This is a genomic window from Pseudomonas sp. SBT1-2 (assembly GCF_028640875.1).
GTDB classification, from domain to species: domain Bacteria; phylum Pseudomonadota; class Gammaproteobacteria; order Pseudomonadales; family Pseudomonadaceae; genus Aquipseudomonas; species Aquipseudomonas chlororaphis_I.
Map to the genome: position 1 here is coordinate 67,283 of NZ_JAQZAA010000061.1, position 17,567 is coordinate 84,849.

Here is a 17,567-nt window from a genome sequence, read left to right on the forward strand (position 1 = left end):
AATAAAGCATGACCCGCTTGACGGCTAGCGCCGTCGGAGACCCTTGCAATGCCTGACCAAGATGTACGCTTGCAACACCTGAAAGTTTGGCTCGATGAGCAGTTGTCGATTGTTTATGCCTCCAACGGATGGGGCCCCGTGCCCCCGGCCACATTGACCGCGGCCAGCAGCGACGCGAGTTTCCGGCGGTATTTCCGCTGGGAAGGCGAAGGCCGCAGCTTTGTGGTGATGGATGCTCCACCGCCCCAGGAAAACTGCAAACCCTTCGTGGATATCGCCCATCTGTTGGCAAAATCCGCAACCAATGTGCCGAAAATTTATGCAGAAGATTTGTCGCGCGGCTTTCTTTTGCTCAATGACCTGGGCAACAAAACCTATCTGGACGTGATCGACGGCGAAAATGCCGATGCCCTGTTCAAGGATGCGCTGCAAACCTTGCTGGCTTTCCAGCAGTTGCCGATGGATGCGCCATTGCCCAGTTATGACGTTGCTTTGCTGCGCCGAGAGCTGGAACTGTTCCCAGAGTGGTACGTGGGACGCGAGCTGGGCGTCGAGCTGAATGAGCGCCAGCGCGGCCAATGGCAGCGGGTCAGCGAGCTGTTGATCGAAAGCGCCCTGGCCCAGCCCAAGGTGCTGGTGCATCGTGACTATATGCCGCGCAACCTGATGCTCAGCGAGCCCAATCCGGGCGTGCTGGATTTCCAGGACGCGGTCTACGGCCCGGTGACCTATGACGTCACCTGCCTGTTCAAGGATGCCTTTCTCAGTTGGCCCGAAGCGCGGGTGCGCGGCTGGCTGGAGGACTACTGGCAGCAAGCGTCCCGGCTCGGGATCGCGGTACAGCCCGATTTCGAGGATTTCCTGCGCGCCAGCGACCTGATGGGCGTACAACGCCATCTCAAGGTGATCGGGATCTTCGCGCGGATCTGCCACCGCGACGGCAAGCCCCGCTACCTGGGCGACGTGCAGCGTTTCTTCGCTTATATAGAAGCCGTCGTGGCTCGTCGGCCGGAGCTGGCGGAGTTGGGTGAGCTGTTGGCCAGCCTGCGTCAACCGGTCGGAGCCTGTGTATGAAGGCAATGATTCTGGCCGCGGGCAAGGGCGAACGGATGCGCCCCTTGACCCTGACCACCCCCAAGCCATTGATCCGCGCCGCCGGTGTGCCGCTGATCGAGTATCACCTGCGGGCACTGGCCCGGGCGGGCTTTACCGAGATCGTCATCAACCACGCCTGGCTGGGGCAGCAGATCGAAGACCACCTGGGCGATGGTTCGCGCTTCGGCCTGAGCATCCGCTATTCGCCGGAGGGCGAGCCGCTGGAAACCGGCGGCGGTATCTTCCGCGCCTTGCCGTTGCTGGGCGACGAGCCCTTTGTGGTGGTCAACGGCGATGTCTGGACCGATTACGATTTCCGCTTGTTGAACCGTCCGCTGGACGCGCTGGCGCACCTGGTGCTGGTGGATAACCCGGCTCACCACACCGCCGGGGATTTCATCCTCAGCGATGCCCGGGTGCGGGACGCCGAGCCGGGCGCGCAGACCCTGACTTACAGCGGGATCGCGGTGTTGCACCCGGACCTGTTCCAGGGCTGCACACCGGGTGCGTTCAAACTGGCGCCCCTGCTGCGCAAGGCCATGGCCGATGGACAGGTCAGCGGCGAGCGTTTGCAGGGGCACTGGGTCGATGTCGGCACCCATGAGCGCCTGGCGGAAGTCGAAACCTTGTTAGAAGCGAGTCACTGATATGTTGTGGCCAGGGACTCTGATCGGAGCCGGGGCTGGCTTTGCCATAGCCAGTATCCCGGGGGCCATGCTGGGAGCGTTGCTGGGACAGGCGCTGGACCGGCGCCTGCAACTGCATAGCTGGGCCCAGGTGCGTGAGCGTCTGGGCGGTCGACCGGCGCTGCGCAACGATGAACTGCTGTTCGTACTCTTGGGGCGGTTGGCGAAAAGTGATGGCCGGGTGGTCGATGGGCATATCCAGCAGGCGCGTCTGGAAATGCGCTCGCTGGATATGAGTGAAGTCGCGCAGCGCCGCGCCATTGCCGCGTTCAATCGGGGCAAGTCGGGTAACGACCGGTTGCGGGGCTACCTGCGACGCCTGGCGGCGCAGCCTCATGCCGCCGAGGGTGTATTGCGCGCATGCTGGCGGATGGTCTGGGCCGATGGCCGGGCCAGCCCCGCCGAGCGTGAGCTGATCCAGCTCTGGGGCAAGTGGCTGGGCTGGACTGTGCAGCAGGTGCAGGCGTTGGCGGCGGACTATGAGCCGAGCAAAAAACCGTTGGCCAACAGCAGTGGCACTTATCAGGACGCATTGCGCCTGCTGGGTGTCTCGGCGACCAGCGAACCCTCGCAGATCAAGCGCGCCTACCGGCGCCTGCTCAGCCGCCATCACCCGGACAAGATTGCCGGCAGCGGCGCAAGTCCGTTGCAGGTGCGGGAAGCCACGGAGAAAACCCGCGAGCTGCACAGCGCTTACGCGCTGATCCGCGAGCGTCGGGATTTTCGTTAGAGAGACTCGTTAGAAGGAAATGCCTCGCGTTCGGCTCCACCCCTGTCAAAACAGGAGCGGGGCCGAGCGTGGCGGAGTTCAGTCTTGCGCGGGTTGCGGGCTCAGCCAGCCGCGTACGCGTCTGAACAGCTGTTCGTTTTCAGCCGTGCTGTTGCCCGGCAGGGCATTGAGCGAGATCTGGGTGAAGTTGGCGTTCTTCAGGCGCTTGCTCGCTTGCAGGCGTTCCAGGGCGCTCTTACGAGCCTGCGCGTTGTCCTTGTAGACAAAGTCGGCGGTCGCCAGCTTCAGGGTCGGGGTCAGTTCCGCCAGTCCGGGCTTGCCGATGGACGGAGTCTGGGCAGCCACCAGCACCAGTTTCTGAATCTCCGGCGGCTGTTTTTCGCTCAGGTAGCGTGTGGCCCAGTAGGCGCCGCTGCCATGACCCAGCAGCACAATGCTACGGGCGTTCTGCTGCTGGGCGTAGGTTACCGCGGCGTCGATACGGGCAAAGATTCGCTCGGCATCGGCCTTGGCCTGTTCTTCGCTGCTCTCCACCACCGCGCGATCGGCAATCTCGGCTTCGCCACCGGCGGCCTGTTCGATCGGCTTGGGTGCTGCCGTGGCGGCATCTTTGCTGCTAGTGTCGGCGGTCGCGGGCGCAGGTTCGGCCTCGACGATGCGCGGTTGCGCCGCATCGCTCTGCAGGTCGGGCAAGGTCAGGCTCAGGCTGCTCCAGTCGGCGTCCGGCAATCTGTTGCGCAAAGGGCCGATTGCTTGAGGCCAGTCGGCGGTTTCGCCTGCGCCGGGGATGATAATCACCGCGCCCTTGGGGTCGCTGCTGTTGGCCGGTTTCCACAGGGCCAGAAAGCTCTCGCTGCCGGCTTGCAGTGACTGTTGTTCGCCGGGCGGTATGACGCGTTCGAGGGCCGCGGCATCTTCCTGGCTACGCTCAAGGAGCGGCTGGCGCTCGGCCGGTTTTTCCACGGCAGCCTGTTCTGCCGGGGCGGGTTGCGGATCCTCGGCCTTGACCGAAAAGGCACAAGGCAGGATCAGCGACAGGCACAATGCAGGCAGTGCCGTGCGGTGGACAAGGGGCATCGGTTATTCCAGGCCAGAAGTAATCCCGGCAGCCTAATGGGTTGGTCAGTATTTGTCAGTGTGTGAGACTTCAGATGATGCGTTTTCGCTGCCTGCTGGTTATCGGCTGTATCTGCCTTCCCTTGATGGCCTGGGCGGTGCCTGCGCCGCATATCGCCCAGGCGCAGTGGAGCCCCGCGCAGCAGCAATGGCTGGAACAGCACCGGGAACTGCGGGTCGGCGTGGTGCTCCAGGCCCCCTACGCCCAGTACGACCGTCGGCTGCAACGCTTGTCTGGCGCCAATATCGAACTGATGCAGTGGCTGGCCCAGGCGATGAAGGTCGAGCTGAGTTGGCGCAACTTTGCCGATCAGGCGCAGCTGGAAGCGGCGGTACGCGCCGGTGAAGTCGATATGGCCCCGGGCTTGAGCCAGACCCCGGCCGGCTTGCGGCTCTGGCAGTTTTCCGATCCCTACATGCGTGTCCCGCAACTGGTGGTCGGCGAGCAGAAGGGCGCCGGCGCGGTGGAGCTGGAAAAGCTCGACAGCCAGACTCGCGTGGCGGTGCGCATGCCCAGCGCGGTGGCAGACTACCTGCGTGCGACTTACTCCAATCTCAATCTGCAGGGCGTGCCCCTGGAGCGCCAGGCCCTGCAATTGCTGCTCAGTCAGCAGGCGCGTTATGCGGTGATCGATGAGGCGCAGCTCAGTCGTTTGTCGGCGGAACCGGAATTCGCCGGCCTGGCGGTGGTGGGCGATATCGGCCTGCCGCAATTGCTGCGGGTGGCTACCCGGCGCGACTGGCCCGAGCTGGCGGACATCGTGCAACGCGCCTTGCACGGTATCGCCGCCAAGGACCTGGAACAGCTGCACAATCGTTGGCTGCAGCCCAAGTATCCGCGGCTGAGCGAGTCCCGCGGTTTCTGGCAGAACCTCAGCCTGTTGCTGGCCGTGCTGCTGTTGGCGAGCATGGCCATCGTGATCTGGCAGCGCCGCCAGCAACAGGCGCTCGAGCAGCGGTTGCTGACCACCCGCGAGGACCTGGCCCGGCGCGAGGCCAGTGAAGAAGCCTTGCGCCTGACCCAGTTTTCCATCGACCAGAGCACGGTGGGCATTCTCTGGGTCAACTGGGACAGCCATGTACGCTACGCCAACCGCGCGGCCGAAAGCATGCTGGGTTATGCGTCGGGGGCGGTGGTCGACCGGCCGTTGAGCGACTTCGAACCCAACCTGCACATGGACCGCTGGCTTGGCCTGTGGAAGCGCGCGCGTGCCAGCGAGGACGCGCCGCCCAGCTTCGAGACCCAGTGTGTCCGCGCCGACGGCAGCATCCTGCCGGCCGATGTGTCGCTGAGCTTTCTGCGCTTTCGCGATGGCGAGTACCTGGTGGTTTACCTCACTGACGTCACCGAGCGTCGTCGCGCCCTGGCCGCCCTGCAGGAAAGCGAAGCGCGGTTGCAGGGGATCGCCGCCAACGTACCGGGGCTAGTGTTCCGCCTGGAACGGGCGCCGGTGACCGGGCAGATCGATTTCGCCTACATCAGCGAAGGCAGCGAGAGCCTGGTGGGTTACTCCCCAGCGACCCTCAGCCACCGCGACATAGGGCTGCGCAGCCTGGTGCACCCGGAAGATCGGGCCAGTTACCACCAGACCCAGGACCATGCCCTGGACACCGACAGCGACTGGTCCTGGCAGGGGCGGATCCTGACCCGCCAGGGCGAACAGCGCTGGGCGGAAATCAAGGCCATCACCCGCCAGCTCGAGGACGGCGCCTATGTCTGGGACGGTATCGTCTGGGACATCAGCGAAAGCAAGCGCATCGAACTGGAACTGGCCAGCTCGCGCGAGCAACTGCGCGAGCTATCGGCGCACCTGGAAAGCGTGCGCGAAGAGGAAAAGGCTCGTATCGCCCGGGAAGTGCACGACGAGTTGGGGCAGATGCTCACGGTGCTCAAGCTGGAGACCTCGATGTGCGAGCTGGCCTACGCGCAACTCGATCCGGGGCTGCACGAACGCCTGAACAGTATGAAGCGCCTGATCGCCCAGCTGTTCCAGCTGGTGCGCGATGTGGCCACGGCCTTGCGCCCGCCGATTCTCGATGCCGGCATCGCCTCGGCCATCGAGTGGCAGGCGCGGCGTTTCGAGGCGCGCACGCAGATTCCTTGCCTGGTGCAGGTGCCCGACAACCTGCCGGTGCTCAGCGACGCCAAGGCCATCGGTCTGTTCCGCATCCTCCAGGAGGCGCTGACCAACGTGATGCGCCATGCACAGGCGCATACTGTCGAACTGACCCTGAGCCTCGAGCACAATCAGCTGTGCATGACCATCAGCGACGACGGCCAGGGTTTCGTAGTCGAGGCCGGGCGGCCGACGTCCTTCGGTCTGGTGGGCATGCGCGAGCGGGTGCTGATCATGGGCGGCAGCCTGACCCTGGACAGTCAGCTGGGCGAGGGCACCACCCTGAGCGTTACTGTGCCGCTGGACCTGTAGGCGCGAGCAGACTCGCCGCTGCAGAGATCATCACTAATAAGAAGAGGTACGAGCTGTGATCCGTGTACTGGTAGCCGAAGACCACACCATCGTTCGCGAAGGCATCAAGCAGTTGATCGGTCTGGCCAAGGACCTGACGGTGGTGGGGGAGGCGAGCAATGGCGAGCAGTTGCTGGAAACCCTGCGCCACGTGCCTTGCGAGGTGGTGCTGCTGGATATTTCCATGCCTGGCGTCAACGGCCTGGAGGCGATCCCGCGGATCCGCGCGCTGAACAATCCACCGGCGATCCTGGTGCTGTCGATGCACGACGAAGCACAGATGGCGGCCCGGGCGCTGAAAGTGGGAGCGGCCGGTTATGCCACCAAGGACAGCGACCCGGCGCTGCTGCTGACGGCGATTCGCAAGGTGGCGGCAGGCGGGCGTTATATCGACCCGGAACTGGCCGACCGGATGGTTTTCGAAGTCGGCCTGACGGATACCCGGCCCCTGCATTCCCTGCTGTCGGAGCGTGAGTTCTCCGTGTTCGAACGGCTGGCCCAGGGTGCCAACGTCAACGATATCGCCCAGCAGCTGGCCTTGAGCAGCAAGACCATCAGCACCCACAAGGCGCGGCTGATGCAGAAACTCAACATCACCTCCCTGGCCGAGCTGGTGAAGTATGCGATGGAGCACAAGCTGCTTTGAATGGATCTGTAGCCGCTGCCGCAGGCTGCGATCGACAGCGCAGCTGTCGCTAAACCTGGCCCTGGGGATTTTCAGCTCAATCGCGCTGCCTGGATCACGAGTGCTTCGCCCTCGATCGCAGCCTGCGGCAGCGGCTACACGTACCCATTTGCGACACGAAAACCGGCTTATAGCCATGATCGCCGTCAGGCGTGTGCCGGGACTTGTCCAATCGCGCCATCCTTGTAGGGGGATTCCTACAAGGAACCTTCCATCCGACTGAGGCCAATCTCTCATACCCCCCGATTTGCGCGGCTTGTGGCCTCCACTAGGCTTAGTCCACAGCCGTCAAAAAACAAAAGGTGTGGGTATGAGCGAGGTCGATTCAAGCGCTGGGGCGAGTGATGTACTGGTCAGTTTCCGTGGTGTGCAAAAGAGCTACGACGGCGAAAACCTGATCGTCAAAGACCTCAACCTGGAAATTCGCAAAGGCGAGTTCCTTACCCTGCTTGGGCCATCCGGCTCCGGCAAGACCACCAGCCTGATGATGCTGGCCGGCTTCGAGACCCCGACCGCCGGGGAAATCCAGCTGGCCGGGCGGGCGATCAACAACGTGCCGCCGCACAAGCGCGATATCGGCATGGTGTTCCAGAACTATGCGCTGTTCCCGCACATGACCGTGGCCGAGAACCTGGCGTTCCCGCTGTCGGTACGTGGCCTGAGCAAGACCGACATCAGCGAGCGGGTCAAACGCGTGCTGAACATGGTCCAGCTCGAATCCTTCGCCCAGCGTTATCCGGCGCAACTGTCCGGTGGCCAGCAGCAGCGGGTGGCCCTGGCCCGGGCGCTGGTGTTCGAGCCACAGCTGGTGCTGATGGACGAACCCCTCGGCGCGCTGGACAAACAGCTGCGCGAACACATGCAGATGGAAATCAAGCACCTGCACCAACGCCTCGGCGTGACCGTGGTCTACGTGACCCACGACCAGGGCGAAGCCCTGACCATGTCCGATCGGGTCGCGGTGTTCCACCAGGGCGAAATCCAGCAGATCGCCCCGCCACGCACCCTTTACGAAGAACCGAAGAACACCTTCGTCGCCAACTTCATCGGCGAGAACAACCGGCTCAACGGCCGCCTGCACAGCCACAGCGGCGACCGCTGCGTGGTCGAGCTGGGGCGTGGCGAGAAGGTCGAGGCGCTGGCGGTCAACGTCGGCAAGACCGGCGAGCCGGTGACCCTGTCGATTCGTCCGGAACGCGTGAGTCTCAACGGCTCCAGCGAAAGTTGTGTCAACCGCTTCTCAGGGAGGGTGGCGGAATTCATCTATCTGGGCGACCACGTCCGGGTTCGCCTGGAAGTCTGTGGCAAGACCGACTTCTTCGTGAAACAGCCGATTGCCGAGCTCGATCCTGCGCTCGCGGTGGGCGATGTGGTTCCGCTTGGCTGGCAGGTCGAGCACGTTCGCGCGCTCGACCCACTTCTAGAGGCGCATTGATCGCCCCCTTGCTTCACCAACCCTGCACGTGGAGAGAACAATAAATGTTGAGATCCCTGAAATTCACCGCTTTGACATTGGGCCTGATGGGCGCGGCGCACGCGATGGCGGCGGGCCCGGACCTGACCGTGGTGTCCTTTGGCGGGGCGAACAAGGCGGCTCAGGTCAAAGCCTTCTACGCCCCCTGGGAGGCGGCAGGCAACGGCAAGATCGTCGCTGGCGAATACAACGGTGAGATGGCCAAGGTCAAAGCCATGGTCGACACCAAGAGCGTGTCCTGGGACCTGGTGGAGGTCGAGTCGCCGGAGCTGTCCCGCGGTTGCGACGAAGATATGTTCGAGCAACTCGATCCCGAGCTGTTCGGCAAGGCCGAAGATTACGTCAAGGGCGCGATCCAGCCTTGCGGCGTAGGTTTCTTCGTCTGGTCGACTGTCCTGGCCTATAACGCCGACAAGCTGAAGACCGCGCCGACCAGTTGGGCGGATTTCTGGGACACCAAGAAATTCCCGGGCAAGCGCGGCCTGCGCAAGGGTGCCAAGTACACCTTGGAATTCGCCCTGATGGCCGACGGCGTGGCGCCCAAGGATGTGTACAAGGTGCTGGCTGGCAAGGACGGTCAGGATCGCGCCTTCAAGAAGCTCGATGAGCTCAAGCCAAGCATTCAGTGGTGGGAAGCCGGCGCCCAGCCGCCGCAGTACCTGGCTTCCGGTGACGTGGTCATGAGCTCGGCCTACAACGGCCGGATCGCCGCGGTACAGAAGGAAAGCAACCTGAAGGTCGTGTGGAACGGCGGTATCTACGACTTCGACGCCTGGGCCATTCCGAAGGGCCTGGACAAGACCCGCGCGGAAGCTGCGAAGAAATTCATCGCCTTCTCGGTGCAGCCGCAGCAGCAGAAGACCTACTCGGAAAACATCGCCTACGGTCCGGCCAACACCCAGGCAGTCCCGCTGCTGGCCAAGGACATCCTGAAAGACATGCCGACCACCCCGGAAAACATCGCCAATCAGGTGCAGATCGACGTCAGCTTCTGGGCTGACAACGGCGAGCAACTGGAGCAGCGTTTCAACTCGTGGGCGGCCAAGTAAGGCGTCATGCATGGGCGGCGTCACCTGTGGGTGACGCCGTTACCGTTTAAAGATTTGCGGAGTTCGTCATGGCCATTAGCGTTCCCCTGAACGAGGTCACCAGCCCCAGCCTCAAGCAGCGCCTGGCGCGTGCCGAGCGGGTCAACCGCTGGAAGGCACAAGCCTTGATCGCGCCTCTGGTGCTGTTCCTGCTGCTGGTGTTTCTCGTGCCTATCGCAGCGCTGCTGTACAAGAGCGTCGGCAACCCGGAAGTGGTCGAAGGCATGCCGCGTACCGTGGTCGCCGTGGCCGGTTGGGACGGACGCGGCCTGCCGGCCGAACCGGTGTACAAGGCACTGAGCGAAGACCTGGCCGAAGCGCGCAAGCAGCAAACCCTGGGCGACCTGTCCAAGCGCCTGAACATGGAGTTGGCCGGCTATCGCAGCCTGCTGACCAAAACCGCACGTGCCTTGCCGTTCAAGGAGGAGCCGGCTTCCTATAAGGAAGCGCTGGAAGCCATCGACGAGCGCTGGGGCGACCCGGCCTATTGGCAGGCGGTACGCCGCAACACCAGCAGCCTGACCCCGTTCTACCTGCTGGCCGCCGTCGACCATCGGATCGACGACCTGGGGGAGATCGCCCCGGCGACCCCTGACCAGGCCATCTACCTGGATATCTTCGCCCGGACCTTCTGGATGGGCCTGGTGATTACCGGCATCTGCCTGGTGCTGGCTTACCCCCTGGCGTACCTGCTGGTCAACCTGCCGGCGCGCCAGAGCAACCTGCTGATGATTCTGGTGTTGCTGCCGTTCTGGACGTCGATCCTGGTGCGTGTGGCGGCGTGGATCGTGCTGCTGCAATCGGGTGGCCTGATCAACAGTGCGCTGATGGCCATAGGGGTGATCGACAAGCCGCTGGAGCTGGTGTTCAACCGCACCGGGGTCTACATCTCCATGGTGCACATCCTGCTGCCGTTCATGATCCTGCCGATCTACAGCGTGATGAAAGGCATCTCGCCGACCTATATGCGCGCGGCGATTTCCCTTGGCTGCCATCCGTTCGCCAGTTTCTGGCGGGTGTATTTCCCTCAAACCTATGCCGGCGTCGGCGCCGGCTGCCTGCTGGTGTTCATCCTTGCCATCGGCTACTACATCACCCCGGCGCTGCTGGGCAGCCCGAACGACCAGATGGTCAGCTACTTCGTCGCCTTCTACACCAACACCAGCATCAACTGGGGCATGGCGACCGCGCTGGGCGGCCTGCTGCTGTTGGCGACCATCGTGCTGTATCTGATTTACAGCTGGCTGGTGGGCGCCAGTCGCCTGCGCCTGAGCTAAGGAGAGAATCGAAATGCTGAGCCCTTACATGTCGCCCGTCGAGCGGGTCTGGTTCTACAGCTTGCGGATTCTCTGCGGCTTGATCCTGTTGTTCCTGATCCTGCCGGTGCTGGTGATCATTCCGCTGTCGTTCAACTCGGGCAGCTTCCTGGTGTACCCGCTGCAAGGCTTCTCGCTGCAGTGGTATCACGACTTCTTCGGCTCGGCGGAATGGATGCGTGCCCTGAAGAACAGCATCATCGTCGCCCCGGCGGCCACGGTACTGGCCATGGTCTTCGGCACGCTGGCGGCGATCGGCCTGACCCGCGGCGACTTCCCCGGCAAGGCACTGGTGATGGCGCTGGTGATTTCGCCGATGGTGGTGCCGGTGGTGATCATCGGCGTGGCCAGCTACCTGTTCTTCGCGCCCCTGGGCATGGGTAACAGTTTCTTCTCGCTGATCATCGTCCACGCCGTGCTGGGTGTGCCTTTCGTGATCATCACAGTCTCGGCCACCTTGCAGGGCTTCAACCAGAACCTGGTACGGGCCGCGGCCAGCCTCGGCGCTTCGCCGCTGACGGCGTTCCGCCGGGTGACCCTGCCGTTGATCGCGCCGGGGGTGATCAGCGGCGCGTTGTTCGCCTTTGCCACCTCGTTCGATGAAGTGGTGGTCACGCTGTTCCTCGCCGGCCCCGAGCAAGCTACCTTGCCCCGGCAGATGTTCAGCGGCATCCGCGAAAACCTCAGCCCGACCATCGCCGCCGCGGCAACGCTGCTGATCGCCTTCTCGGTGATTCTGCTGCTGACCCTGGAATGGCTGCGTGGCCGCAGCGAAAAACTGCGTACAGCACCGGTCTGATCGCCACGGACAGATCGCTCCCGCACCGACCGTGGGAGCGATCTGTTACGGCATTCATTGGCTGAATGGCAGACAACCCCGAATCCCCAGCTACTCTTGTGCCAGCTTCCCCCCTTTATAAGAGGCCGCGCACATGAGTCTTTCCTCTTTCAAAATCGCCCACAAACTGCTCACCGGTTCTGCCGCCATCGAGCAACTGTCCACCGAACTGAGCCGCCTGGATGTCGATAACCCGCTGATCGTCACCGATGCCGCTCTGGTCAAGTCCGGCACCGTGGAACTGGCGTTAGCGCAGCTGGGTGGGCGTGACTACGAGATTTTCGACCGGGTGCTGCCCGACCCGGAAATCGCCATCGTCGAAGACTGCATGCAGGTTTACCGCGAAGGCGGGCACGACGGGCTGATCGGCCTGGGCGGCGGCAGTGCCATCGATATCGCCAAAAGTGTCGCGGCCTACGCCGGTTATCACGGGGCGCTGGAAGACCTGTTCGGTATCGACCAGGTGCCGCGCAAGGGGCCGCCGCTGATCGCCATCCCCACCACAGCCGGCACCGGCTCCGAAGTCACCAATGTGGCGATTCTCTCGGACAAGGTCGCGCAGCTGAAAAAGGGCATTGTCAGCGACTATCTGTTGCCGGATGTGGCGCTGGTCAGCCCGCAGATGACCCTGACTTGCCCGCGCAGTGTCACCGCCGCCAGCGGTGTCGATGCCTTGGTGCACGCCATCGAGTCCTACCTGTCGCTCAACGCCTCGCCCATCACCGACTCCCTGGCCATTGGCGCCATCCGGCTGATCGTCCAGGCGCTGCCCAAGGCCTACGCCAATCCTGCCCACCTCCAGGCCCGTGAAGATATGGCCACCGCCAGCCTGATGGCCGGTATGGCTTTCGGCAACGCCGGGGTCGGCGCGGTGCACGCGTTGGCGTATCCACTGGGCGGGCGCTTCAACATCGGCCATGGCGTCAGCAATGCCTTGCTGCTGCCGTACGTCATGACCTGGAACAAGATGGCCTGTGTCGAGCGCATGCAGGATATCGCCGAGGCCATGGGGGTGAAGACCGCTCATCTGAGTGCAGCCCAGGCTGCCGACAAGGCCGTCGAGGCCATGACCCAGCTCTGCGCCGCGGTGGAGATTCCAGCGGGGCTGCGCAGCTTCGGGGTGCCGGAGGAGGCTATTCCGTCCATGGCGGTAGAGGCCGCGGGGATCGAGCGCCTGATGCGCAACAACCCGCGCAAGCTGAGCCCGGGCGACATAGAGAAGATCTATCGCGCGGCTTACTGATCATCGCAGTCACGGTGCGCGCGCCAAAGCATGAGGTATACAATGCGCGCCACCGTGATTCTGCTCAAAAAGGTGCGTCATGCAGCCCTTCGCAATTGCTCCGTCGATCCTCTCCGCCGATTTCGCCCGCCTGGGCGAGGAAGTGGACAATGTTCTCGCCGCTGGCGCCGATATCGTGCACTTCGATGTCATGGACAACCATTACGTACCCAACCTGACCATCGGCCCGATGGTCTGCGCTGCCCTGCGTAAGTACGGCATCACCGCGCCGATCGACGCCCACCTGATGGTGAGCCCGGTGGACCGGATCATCGGCGACTTCATCGAGGCCGGTGCGACCTATATCACCTTCCACCCGGAAGCCACGCTGCACGTCGACCGCTCCCTGCAGATGATCCGCGAAGGCGGCTGCAAGGCCGGCCTGGTATTCAACCCGGCCACCCCGCTGGACGTACTCAAGTACGTCATGGATAAGGTCGACATGGTCCTGCTGATGAGCGTCAACCCGGGTTTTGGCGGCCAGAAGTTCATTCCGGGCACCCTCGACAAGCTGCGTGAGGCCCGTGCCCTGATCGACGCTTCCGGTCGCGATATCCGCCTGGAAATCGACGGCGGGGTGAATGTGAACAACATCCGCGAAATCGCTGCCGCGGGTGCCGATACCTTCGTGGCGGGCTCGGCGATCTTCAATGCGCCGAACTACCAGGATGTGATCGAGAAGATGCGCGCCGAACTGGCGCTGGCGCGTCCATGAGCGGTTTCGAGCAGCTGTTCCCGGGGCGTCTGCCACGACTGGTGATGTTCGACCTGGATGGCACCCTGGTCGATTCGGTTCCCGACCTCGCGGCGGCCGTGGACGACATGCTGCTCAAACTGGGGCGTCCGCCCGCCGGTATCGAATCGGTGCGTGAGTGGGTCGGCAATGGCGCGCAAATGCTGGTGCGCCGGGCCCTGGCCAACGACATCGCGGCGCAGGGTGTCGACGATGTCGAGGCCGAGCGCGGGCTGGAGCTGTTCAACAGCGCCTATGAGGATGGCCACGAACTGACCGTGGTCTATCCTGGCGTGCGCGACACCCTCAAATGGCTGCACAAGCAGGGCGTCGAAATGGCGCTGATCACCAACAAGCCGGAGCGTTTTGTCGCGCCCCTGCTGGATCAGATGAAGATCGGCCGTTATTTCCGCTGGATCATCGGTGGAGATACCCTGCCACAGAAGAAGCCCGACCCGGCCGCCCTGTTTTTCGTCATGAAAATGGCCAGTATCCCGGCCTCGCAATCGCTGTTCGTCGGTGACTCGCGCAGCGACGTACAGGCGGCGAAAGCTGCGGGTGTGAAGTGCGTGGCATTGAGCTATGGCTACAACCACGGACGGCCGATTGCCGAGGAAATGCCGGCCCTGGTGATCGACGATCTGCGCCAGCTAATTCCCGGTTGCCTGGATCCGGCCGCTGAGATAACGTTGCCCGACGCTGTTCAATCCCCTCCTGGAAACGCCATCGTGGTGGTTACTCGCAAACTCTGGATGAAAGTCATCAAGGCCCTGGCCCGCTGGCGTTGGCGCGCCTGACTTGTTCCTGGCCGGTCTTCCGGCGCGTTTGCATACCTGACTGTCAGAACCTCAAGCCACGAGGCACCCCATGATCCGCGAAGAATTCCTGCGTTTGGCCGCTGCCGGCTACAACCGCATCCCGCTTGCCCGCGAAACCCTGGCCGACTTCGACACGCCGCTGTCGATCTACCTGAAACTGGCCGACCAGCCCAACTCCTACCTCCTGGAGTCGGTGCAGGGCGGCGAGAAGTGGGGCCGTTACTCGATCATCGGCTTGCCCTGCCGCACCGTGCTGCGGGTGCATGACCACCATGTCAGCATCACCGTCGATGGCGTCGAGACCGAAAGTCATGACGTGGCCGATCCGCTGGCGTTCGTCGAAGAATTCAAGGCGCGTTACCAGGTGCCGACCATCGCGGGCCTGCCGCGTTTCAACGGTGGCCTGGTCGGTTATTTCGGCTACGACTGTGTGCGTTATGTGGAGAAGCGTCTGGGCAAGTGCCCGAACCCGGATCCGATTGGCGTACCGGACATTCTGCTGATGGTCTCCGACGCCGTGGTGGTGTTCGATAACCTCGCCGGCAAGATGCACGCCATCGTCCTCGCCGACCCGTCCCAGGACAATGCTTTCGAGCAAGGCCAGGCGCGCCTGCAGGCGTTGCTGGAGAAGCTGCGCCAGCCCACCACCCCACGTCCTGGCCTGGATTTCAGCAAGCAGCAGGCGTCCGACCCGGTGTTCCGCTCCAGTTTCACCCAGGGTGACTACGAGCGTGCCGTCGATACCATCAAGGAGTACATCCTGGCGGGCGACTGCATGCAGGTGGTGCCGTCGCAGCGCATGTCCATCGACTTCAAGGCGGCGCCGATCGACCTGTATCGCGCATTGCGTTGCTTCAACCCGACGCCTTACATGTATTTCTTCAACTTCGGCGACTTCCATGTGGTCGGCAGTTCGCCGGAAGTGCTGGTGCGGGTCGAAGACAACCTGATCACCGTTCGCCCGATCGCCGGTACTCGCCCACGCGGTGCCAACGAAGAGGCGGACCAGGCGCTGGAGAAGGACCTGTTGTCCGACGACAAGGAAATCGCCGAACACCTGATGCTGATCGACCTGGGGCGCAACGACACCGGGCGGGTTTCCGAGATCGGTTCGGTGAAGCTCACCGAGAAGATGGTAATCGAGCGTTATTCCAACGTGATGCACATTGTCTCCAACGTCACGGGCCAGTTGAAGGCCGGACTGACCGCGATGGATGCGCTGCGGGCGATTCTGCCGGCGGGTACCTTGTCCGGCGCGCCGAAGATCCGCGCGATGGAAATCATCGACGAGCTGGAGCCGGTCAAGCGCGGTGTGTATGGCGGGGCCGTGGGTTATTTCGCCTGGAACGGCAACATGGACACCGCCATCGCCATTCGTACGGCGGTGATCAAGGACGGCGAACTGCATGTGCAGGCCGGTGGCGGCATAGTCGCCGACTCGGTGCCGGCGCTGGAATGGGAAGAAACCCTGAACAAGCGTCGCGCCATGTTCCGCGCGGTGGCCTTGGCCGAGCAAACGCCCGATAGCTGAGTCGGGAAACGAGCCATAAAAAAACGCTGCCTCCTCACGGGGGCAGCGTTTTTTATGGCCTGCGGTTTAGAAGTCGAGACTGACCCCGACGTTGATGCCTTGCTGGGTGAAGTCATCGTCCTTGCGGATGTTGTAGCTGGCACGCAGGGCCAGGTCCTGGGTGAGCTTGTGGCTGACCCCGAGGTTCAGGCGGTTCAGGTTGGTCTGCGGGGTATAGCCTTCGAGGGTGTAGTTGTTGTCCGGCAGGCTGTTGAGGGCCATGGTCAGCTTCTGGGTATCGTCCTCGTATTCCTTTTCGTGGGCGATTTCGCCGAACACCTGGGTTTGCTGGGTGATCTGATACTTGCCTTGCAGGCCGATGCCCAAACGCCGTGAGGTGCGTTTCTGGTCATCGAAGGTCAGGGCGGTGGAGTCGCTGCCGTCCTCGGAGTAACCGTCGACCTTGGCCCGCGCGTAGTCGGCGCTGATGAACGGCGACAGGTGCCACGGGCTGCTGGCCTGCTGCGCGATGTCGTAGCCCAGGCGAGCGCTGAAGGCCAGGATGTCGCCGCTGGTGTCGCCTTTTTCCCCGCGCTCGTTGGGGCCCAGGTCGAATTTGCGCTTGAGGTTGTCGTAGTCCAGGTGTCCGGCGGTAGCCGCCGCGTCGGCCCACCAGCGGTTTTGCTGGTACTGGACGAAGGCGGTGCCCAGGTAGGTGTTGAGCTTGTAGTCCGAATCGTTGCTGCCCGCTTCGAGCTTCTGCCGATAGGCGCCGGCCAGCACGCCCACTCGCCAGGCCTCGTCGAGCCGGTAGCTACCACCGATGTTCAGGTTGAAGCCGTTGCCGTCGGCACTGGCGCCGCTGCGCTGGCTGTCGAAGTCCTGATGCTGGCCACCCGCGGCGACAATCGCCCGCCATTGACCCACGCCCTGCCAGTTTTCCCAATCGGCCTGCCATTGGTTGCGCAACTCATCCTGGTGCGCACGCAGGGTGCCCTGGGCCATTTCCGGGAGCAGGGTTATTTCCCAGGGCGCTGCCAGCAGGGAGTAAGCGTAATCGGCGATCAGCCGCTGGCCGGCTTCGGTGGGGTGGACCGAGTCGTTATAGATCAACTTGCTCGGGTCAGGTGTGGCGCTGTGAATGCCATAGCGGGCGTTTTCCGTACAGCCATTGCCACTGAAGCAGGTGGCGGTGAGATTCTGATCGGTGGCCAGGCCGAACTGTGCCGGGTTGGCGAAGCTTTCCTTCAAGAGCACGGGAATATTGAGGGGAATGACTTCGGCATCGACCGTCTGTAGTTGCCGCACCAACTCGGTGTTGAACTGGGCGCTGAGTTGGGAGGTGAACCCTTGCAACGGGCTGCCGTTGATTGCCGGGGTCAGGCCGATATCCGGTAGCAGCCAGACCATGATGTAGCGGGCGCCGGCCTGTTGCAGGGTCTGCACGCTGTCGACCAGGCGACCAGCTGCTGCATTGGCCTGGTCGAGGCTGGTGACGCGGCCCTGGAGGAAGTCGTTGCCGCCGCCCGACAGGTAGTACAGGGCATTCGGGTCGGCGCGCAAATGGTTGGCCACCAGATAACCCGGGCGGCTACGGCTGCCGGCGGTCGAGGTGGTGGTAATCGAATCGAGAATCTGGTCGGTGCGATAACCGCCGACCGCCCAGTTGTTGCCGTCAGGCAGGCCTTCGCTGGCGCGGGTGGCCGAGGTCGAGGCGGCGAGCTGGTC

The 17,567-nt window shown here is 63.3% G+C and carries 15 protein-coding genes; 13 read left to right on the top strand and 2 right to left on the bottom strand.

Going from position 1 to position 17,567, the window contains the following annotated elements:
* Positions 1-48: 48 nt before the first annotated feature.
* From PVZ78_RS08340 to PVZ78_RS08350, 3 genes are read left to right on the top strand one after another with little or no spacing between them, the layout of a single operon-like run.
* Positions 49-1,074, top strand: coding sequence for an aminoglycoside phosphotransferase family protein (locus PVZ78_RS08340; protein ID WP_273828552.1), 1,026 nt, complete (start codon positions 49-51; stop codon positions 1,072-1,074).
* Positions 1,071-1,742: an N-acetylmuramate alpha-1-phosphate uridylyltransferase MurU gene (gene murU, locus PVZ78_RS08345; RefSeq protein ID WP_273828553.1), complete on the top strand. Its 672-nt coding sequence runs from the start codon at positions 1,071-1,073 to the stop codon at positions 1,740-1,742. The genes PVZ78_RS08340 and murU overlap by 4 nt, the downstream gene beginning before the upstream one ends.
* Position 1,743: 1 nt before the next feature.
* On the top strand, positions 1,744-2,511 hold the full coding sequence (locus PVZ78_RS08350; RefSeq protein WP_009051155.1) for a TerB family tellurite resistance protein: 768 nt from the start codon (positions 1,744-1,746) through the stop codon (positions 2,509-2,511).
* A 78-nt stretch (positions 2,512-2,589) separates the two neighbouring features.
* Here PVZ78_RS08350 and PVZ78_RS08355 read toward each other — a convergent pair whose 3' ends face one another.
* Positions 2,590-3,588 carry an alpha/beta hydrolase family protein gene (locus PVZ78_RS08355; protein ID WP_198919444.1) on the bottom strand — a complete coding sequence of 333 codons (999 nt, stop codon included), beginning with the start codon at positions 3,586-3,588 and terminating at the stop codon, positions 2,590-2,592.
* A gap of 74 nt (positions 3,589-3,662) precedes the next feature.
* On the opposite strand from PVZ78_RS08355, the gene PVZ78_RS08360 reads away from it, so the two are divergent.
* The 10 genes from PVZ78_RS08360 to trpE all read left to right on the top strand — a co-directional run bounded on the left by PVZ78_RS08360 (position 3,663) and on the right by trpE (position 15,860).
* Entirely contained in the window at positions 3,663-6,056 is a 2,394-nt protein-coding gene (locus tag PVZ78_RS08360; protein ID WP_016704059.1) for a PAS domain-containing sensor histidine kinase, read from the top strand.
* Between the two features lie 55 nt (positions 6,057-6,111).
* A complete protein-coding gene (locus PVZ78_RS08365) occupies positions 6,112-6,741 on the top strand; it encodes a response regulator (RefSeq protein ID WP_007926150.1) in 630 nt (209 codons plus the stop codon).
* Positions 6,742-7,090: 349 nt separating this feature from the next.
* A complete protein-coding gene (locus PVZ78_RS08370) occupies positions 7,091-8,215 on the top strand; it encodes an ABC transporter ATP-binding protein (protein WP_041984674.1) in 1,125 nt (374 codons plus the stop codon).
* Positions 8,216-8,259: 44 nt separating this feature from the next.
* The gene (locus PVZ78_RS08375) at positions 8,260-9,303 is read left to right on the top strand and encodes an ABC transporter substrate-binding protein (protein ID WP_016704058.1); all 1,044 of its coding nucleotides are present in this window, start codon (positions 8,260-8,262) and stop codon (positions 9,301-9,303) included.
* Between the two features lie 68 nt (positions 9,304-9,371).
* Positions 9,372-10,619 (top strand): ABC transporter permease, encoded by a 1,248-nt coding sequence (locus tag PVZ78_RS08380; RefSeq protein WP_273828554.1) that lies wholly within the window; start codon positions 9,372-9,374, stop codon positions 10,617-10,619.
* A 13-nt stretch (positions 10,620-10,632) separates the two neighbouring features.
* Complete coding sequence (locus PVZ78_RS08385; RefSeq protein ID WP_009051149.1) at positions 10,633-11,457, top strand: ABC transporter permease; 825 nt, start codon at positions 10,633-10,635, stop codon at positions 11,455-11,457.
* Between the two features lie 133 nt (positions 11,458-11,590).
* Positions 11,591-12,739 carry an iron-containing alcohol dehydrogenase gene (locus PVZ78_RS08390; RefSeq protein WP_016704057.1) on the top strand — a complete coding sequence of 383 codons (1,149 nt, stop codon included), beginning with the start codon at positions 11,591-11,593 and terminating at the stop codon, positions 12,737-12,739.
* A 79-nt stretch (positions 12,740-12,818) separates the two neighbouring features.
* Positions 12,819-13,493: a ribulose-phosphate 3-epimerase gene (gene rpe / locus PVZ78_RS08395; protein WP_009051147.1), complete on the top strand. Its 675-nt coding sequence runs from the start codon at positions 12,819-12,821 to the stop codon at positions 13,491-13,493.
* Positions 13,490-14,308, top strand: coding sequence for a phosphoglycolate phosphatase (locus tag PVZ78_RS08400; protein WP_009051146.1), 819 nt, complete (start codon positions 13,490-13,492; stop codon positions 14,306-14,308). Before rpe ends, PVZ78_RS08400 begins: the two co-directional genes overlap by 4 nt.
* A 70-nt stretch (positions 14,309-14,378) precedes the next feature.
* A complete protein-coding gene (gene trpE / locus PVZ78_RS08405; protein WP_009051145.1) occupies positions 14,379-15,860 on the top strand; it encodes an anthranilate synthase component I in 1,482 nt (493 codons plus the stop codon).
* 66 nt (positions 15,861-15,926) lie between these two features.
* Here the strand turns inward: trpE and estP are convergent.
* The coding region (gene estP, locus PVZ78_RS08410; protein ID WP_273828555.1) for an esterase EstP at positions 15,927-17,567 on the bottom strand (1,641 nt) is incomplete at its 5' end.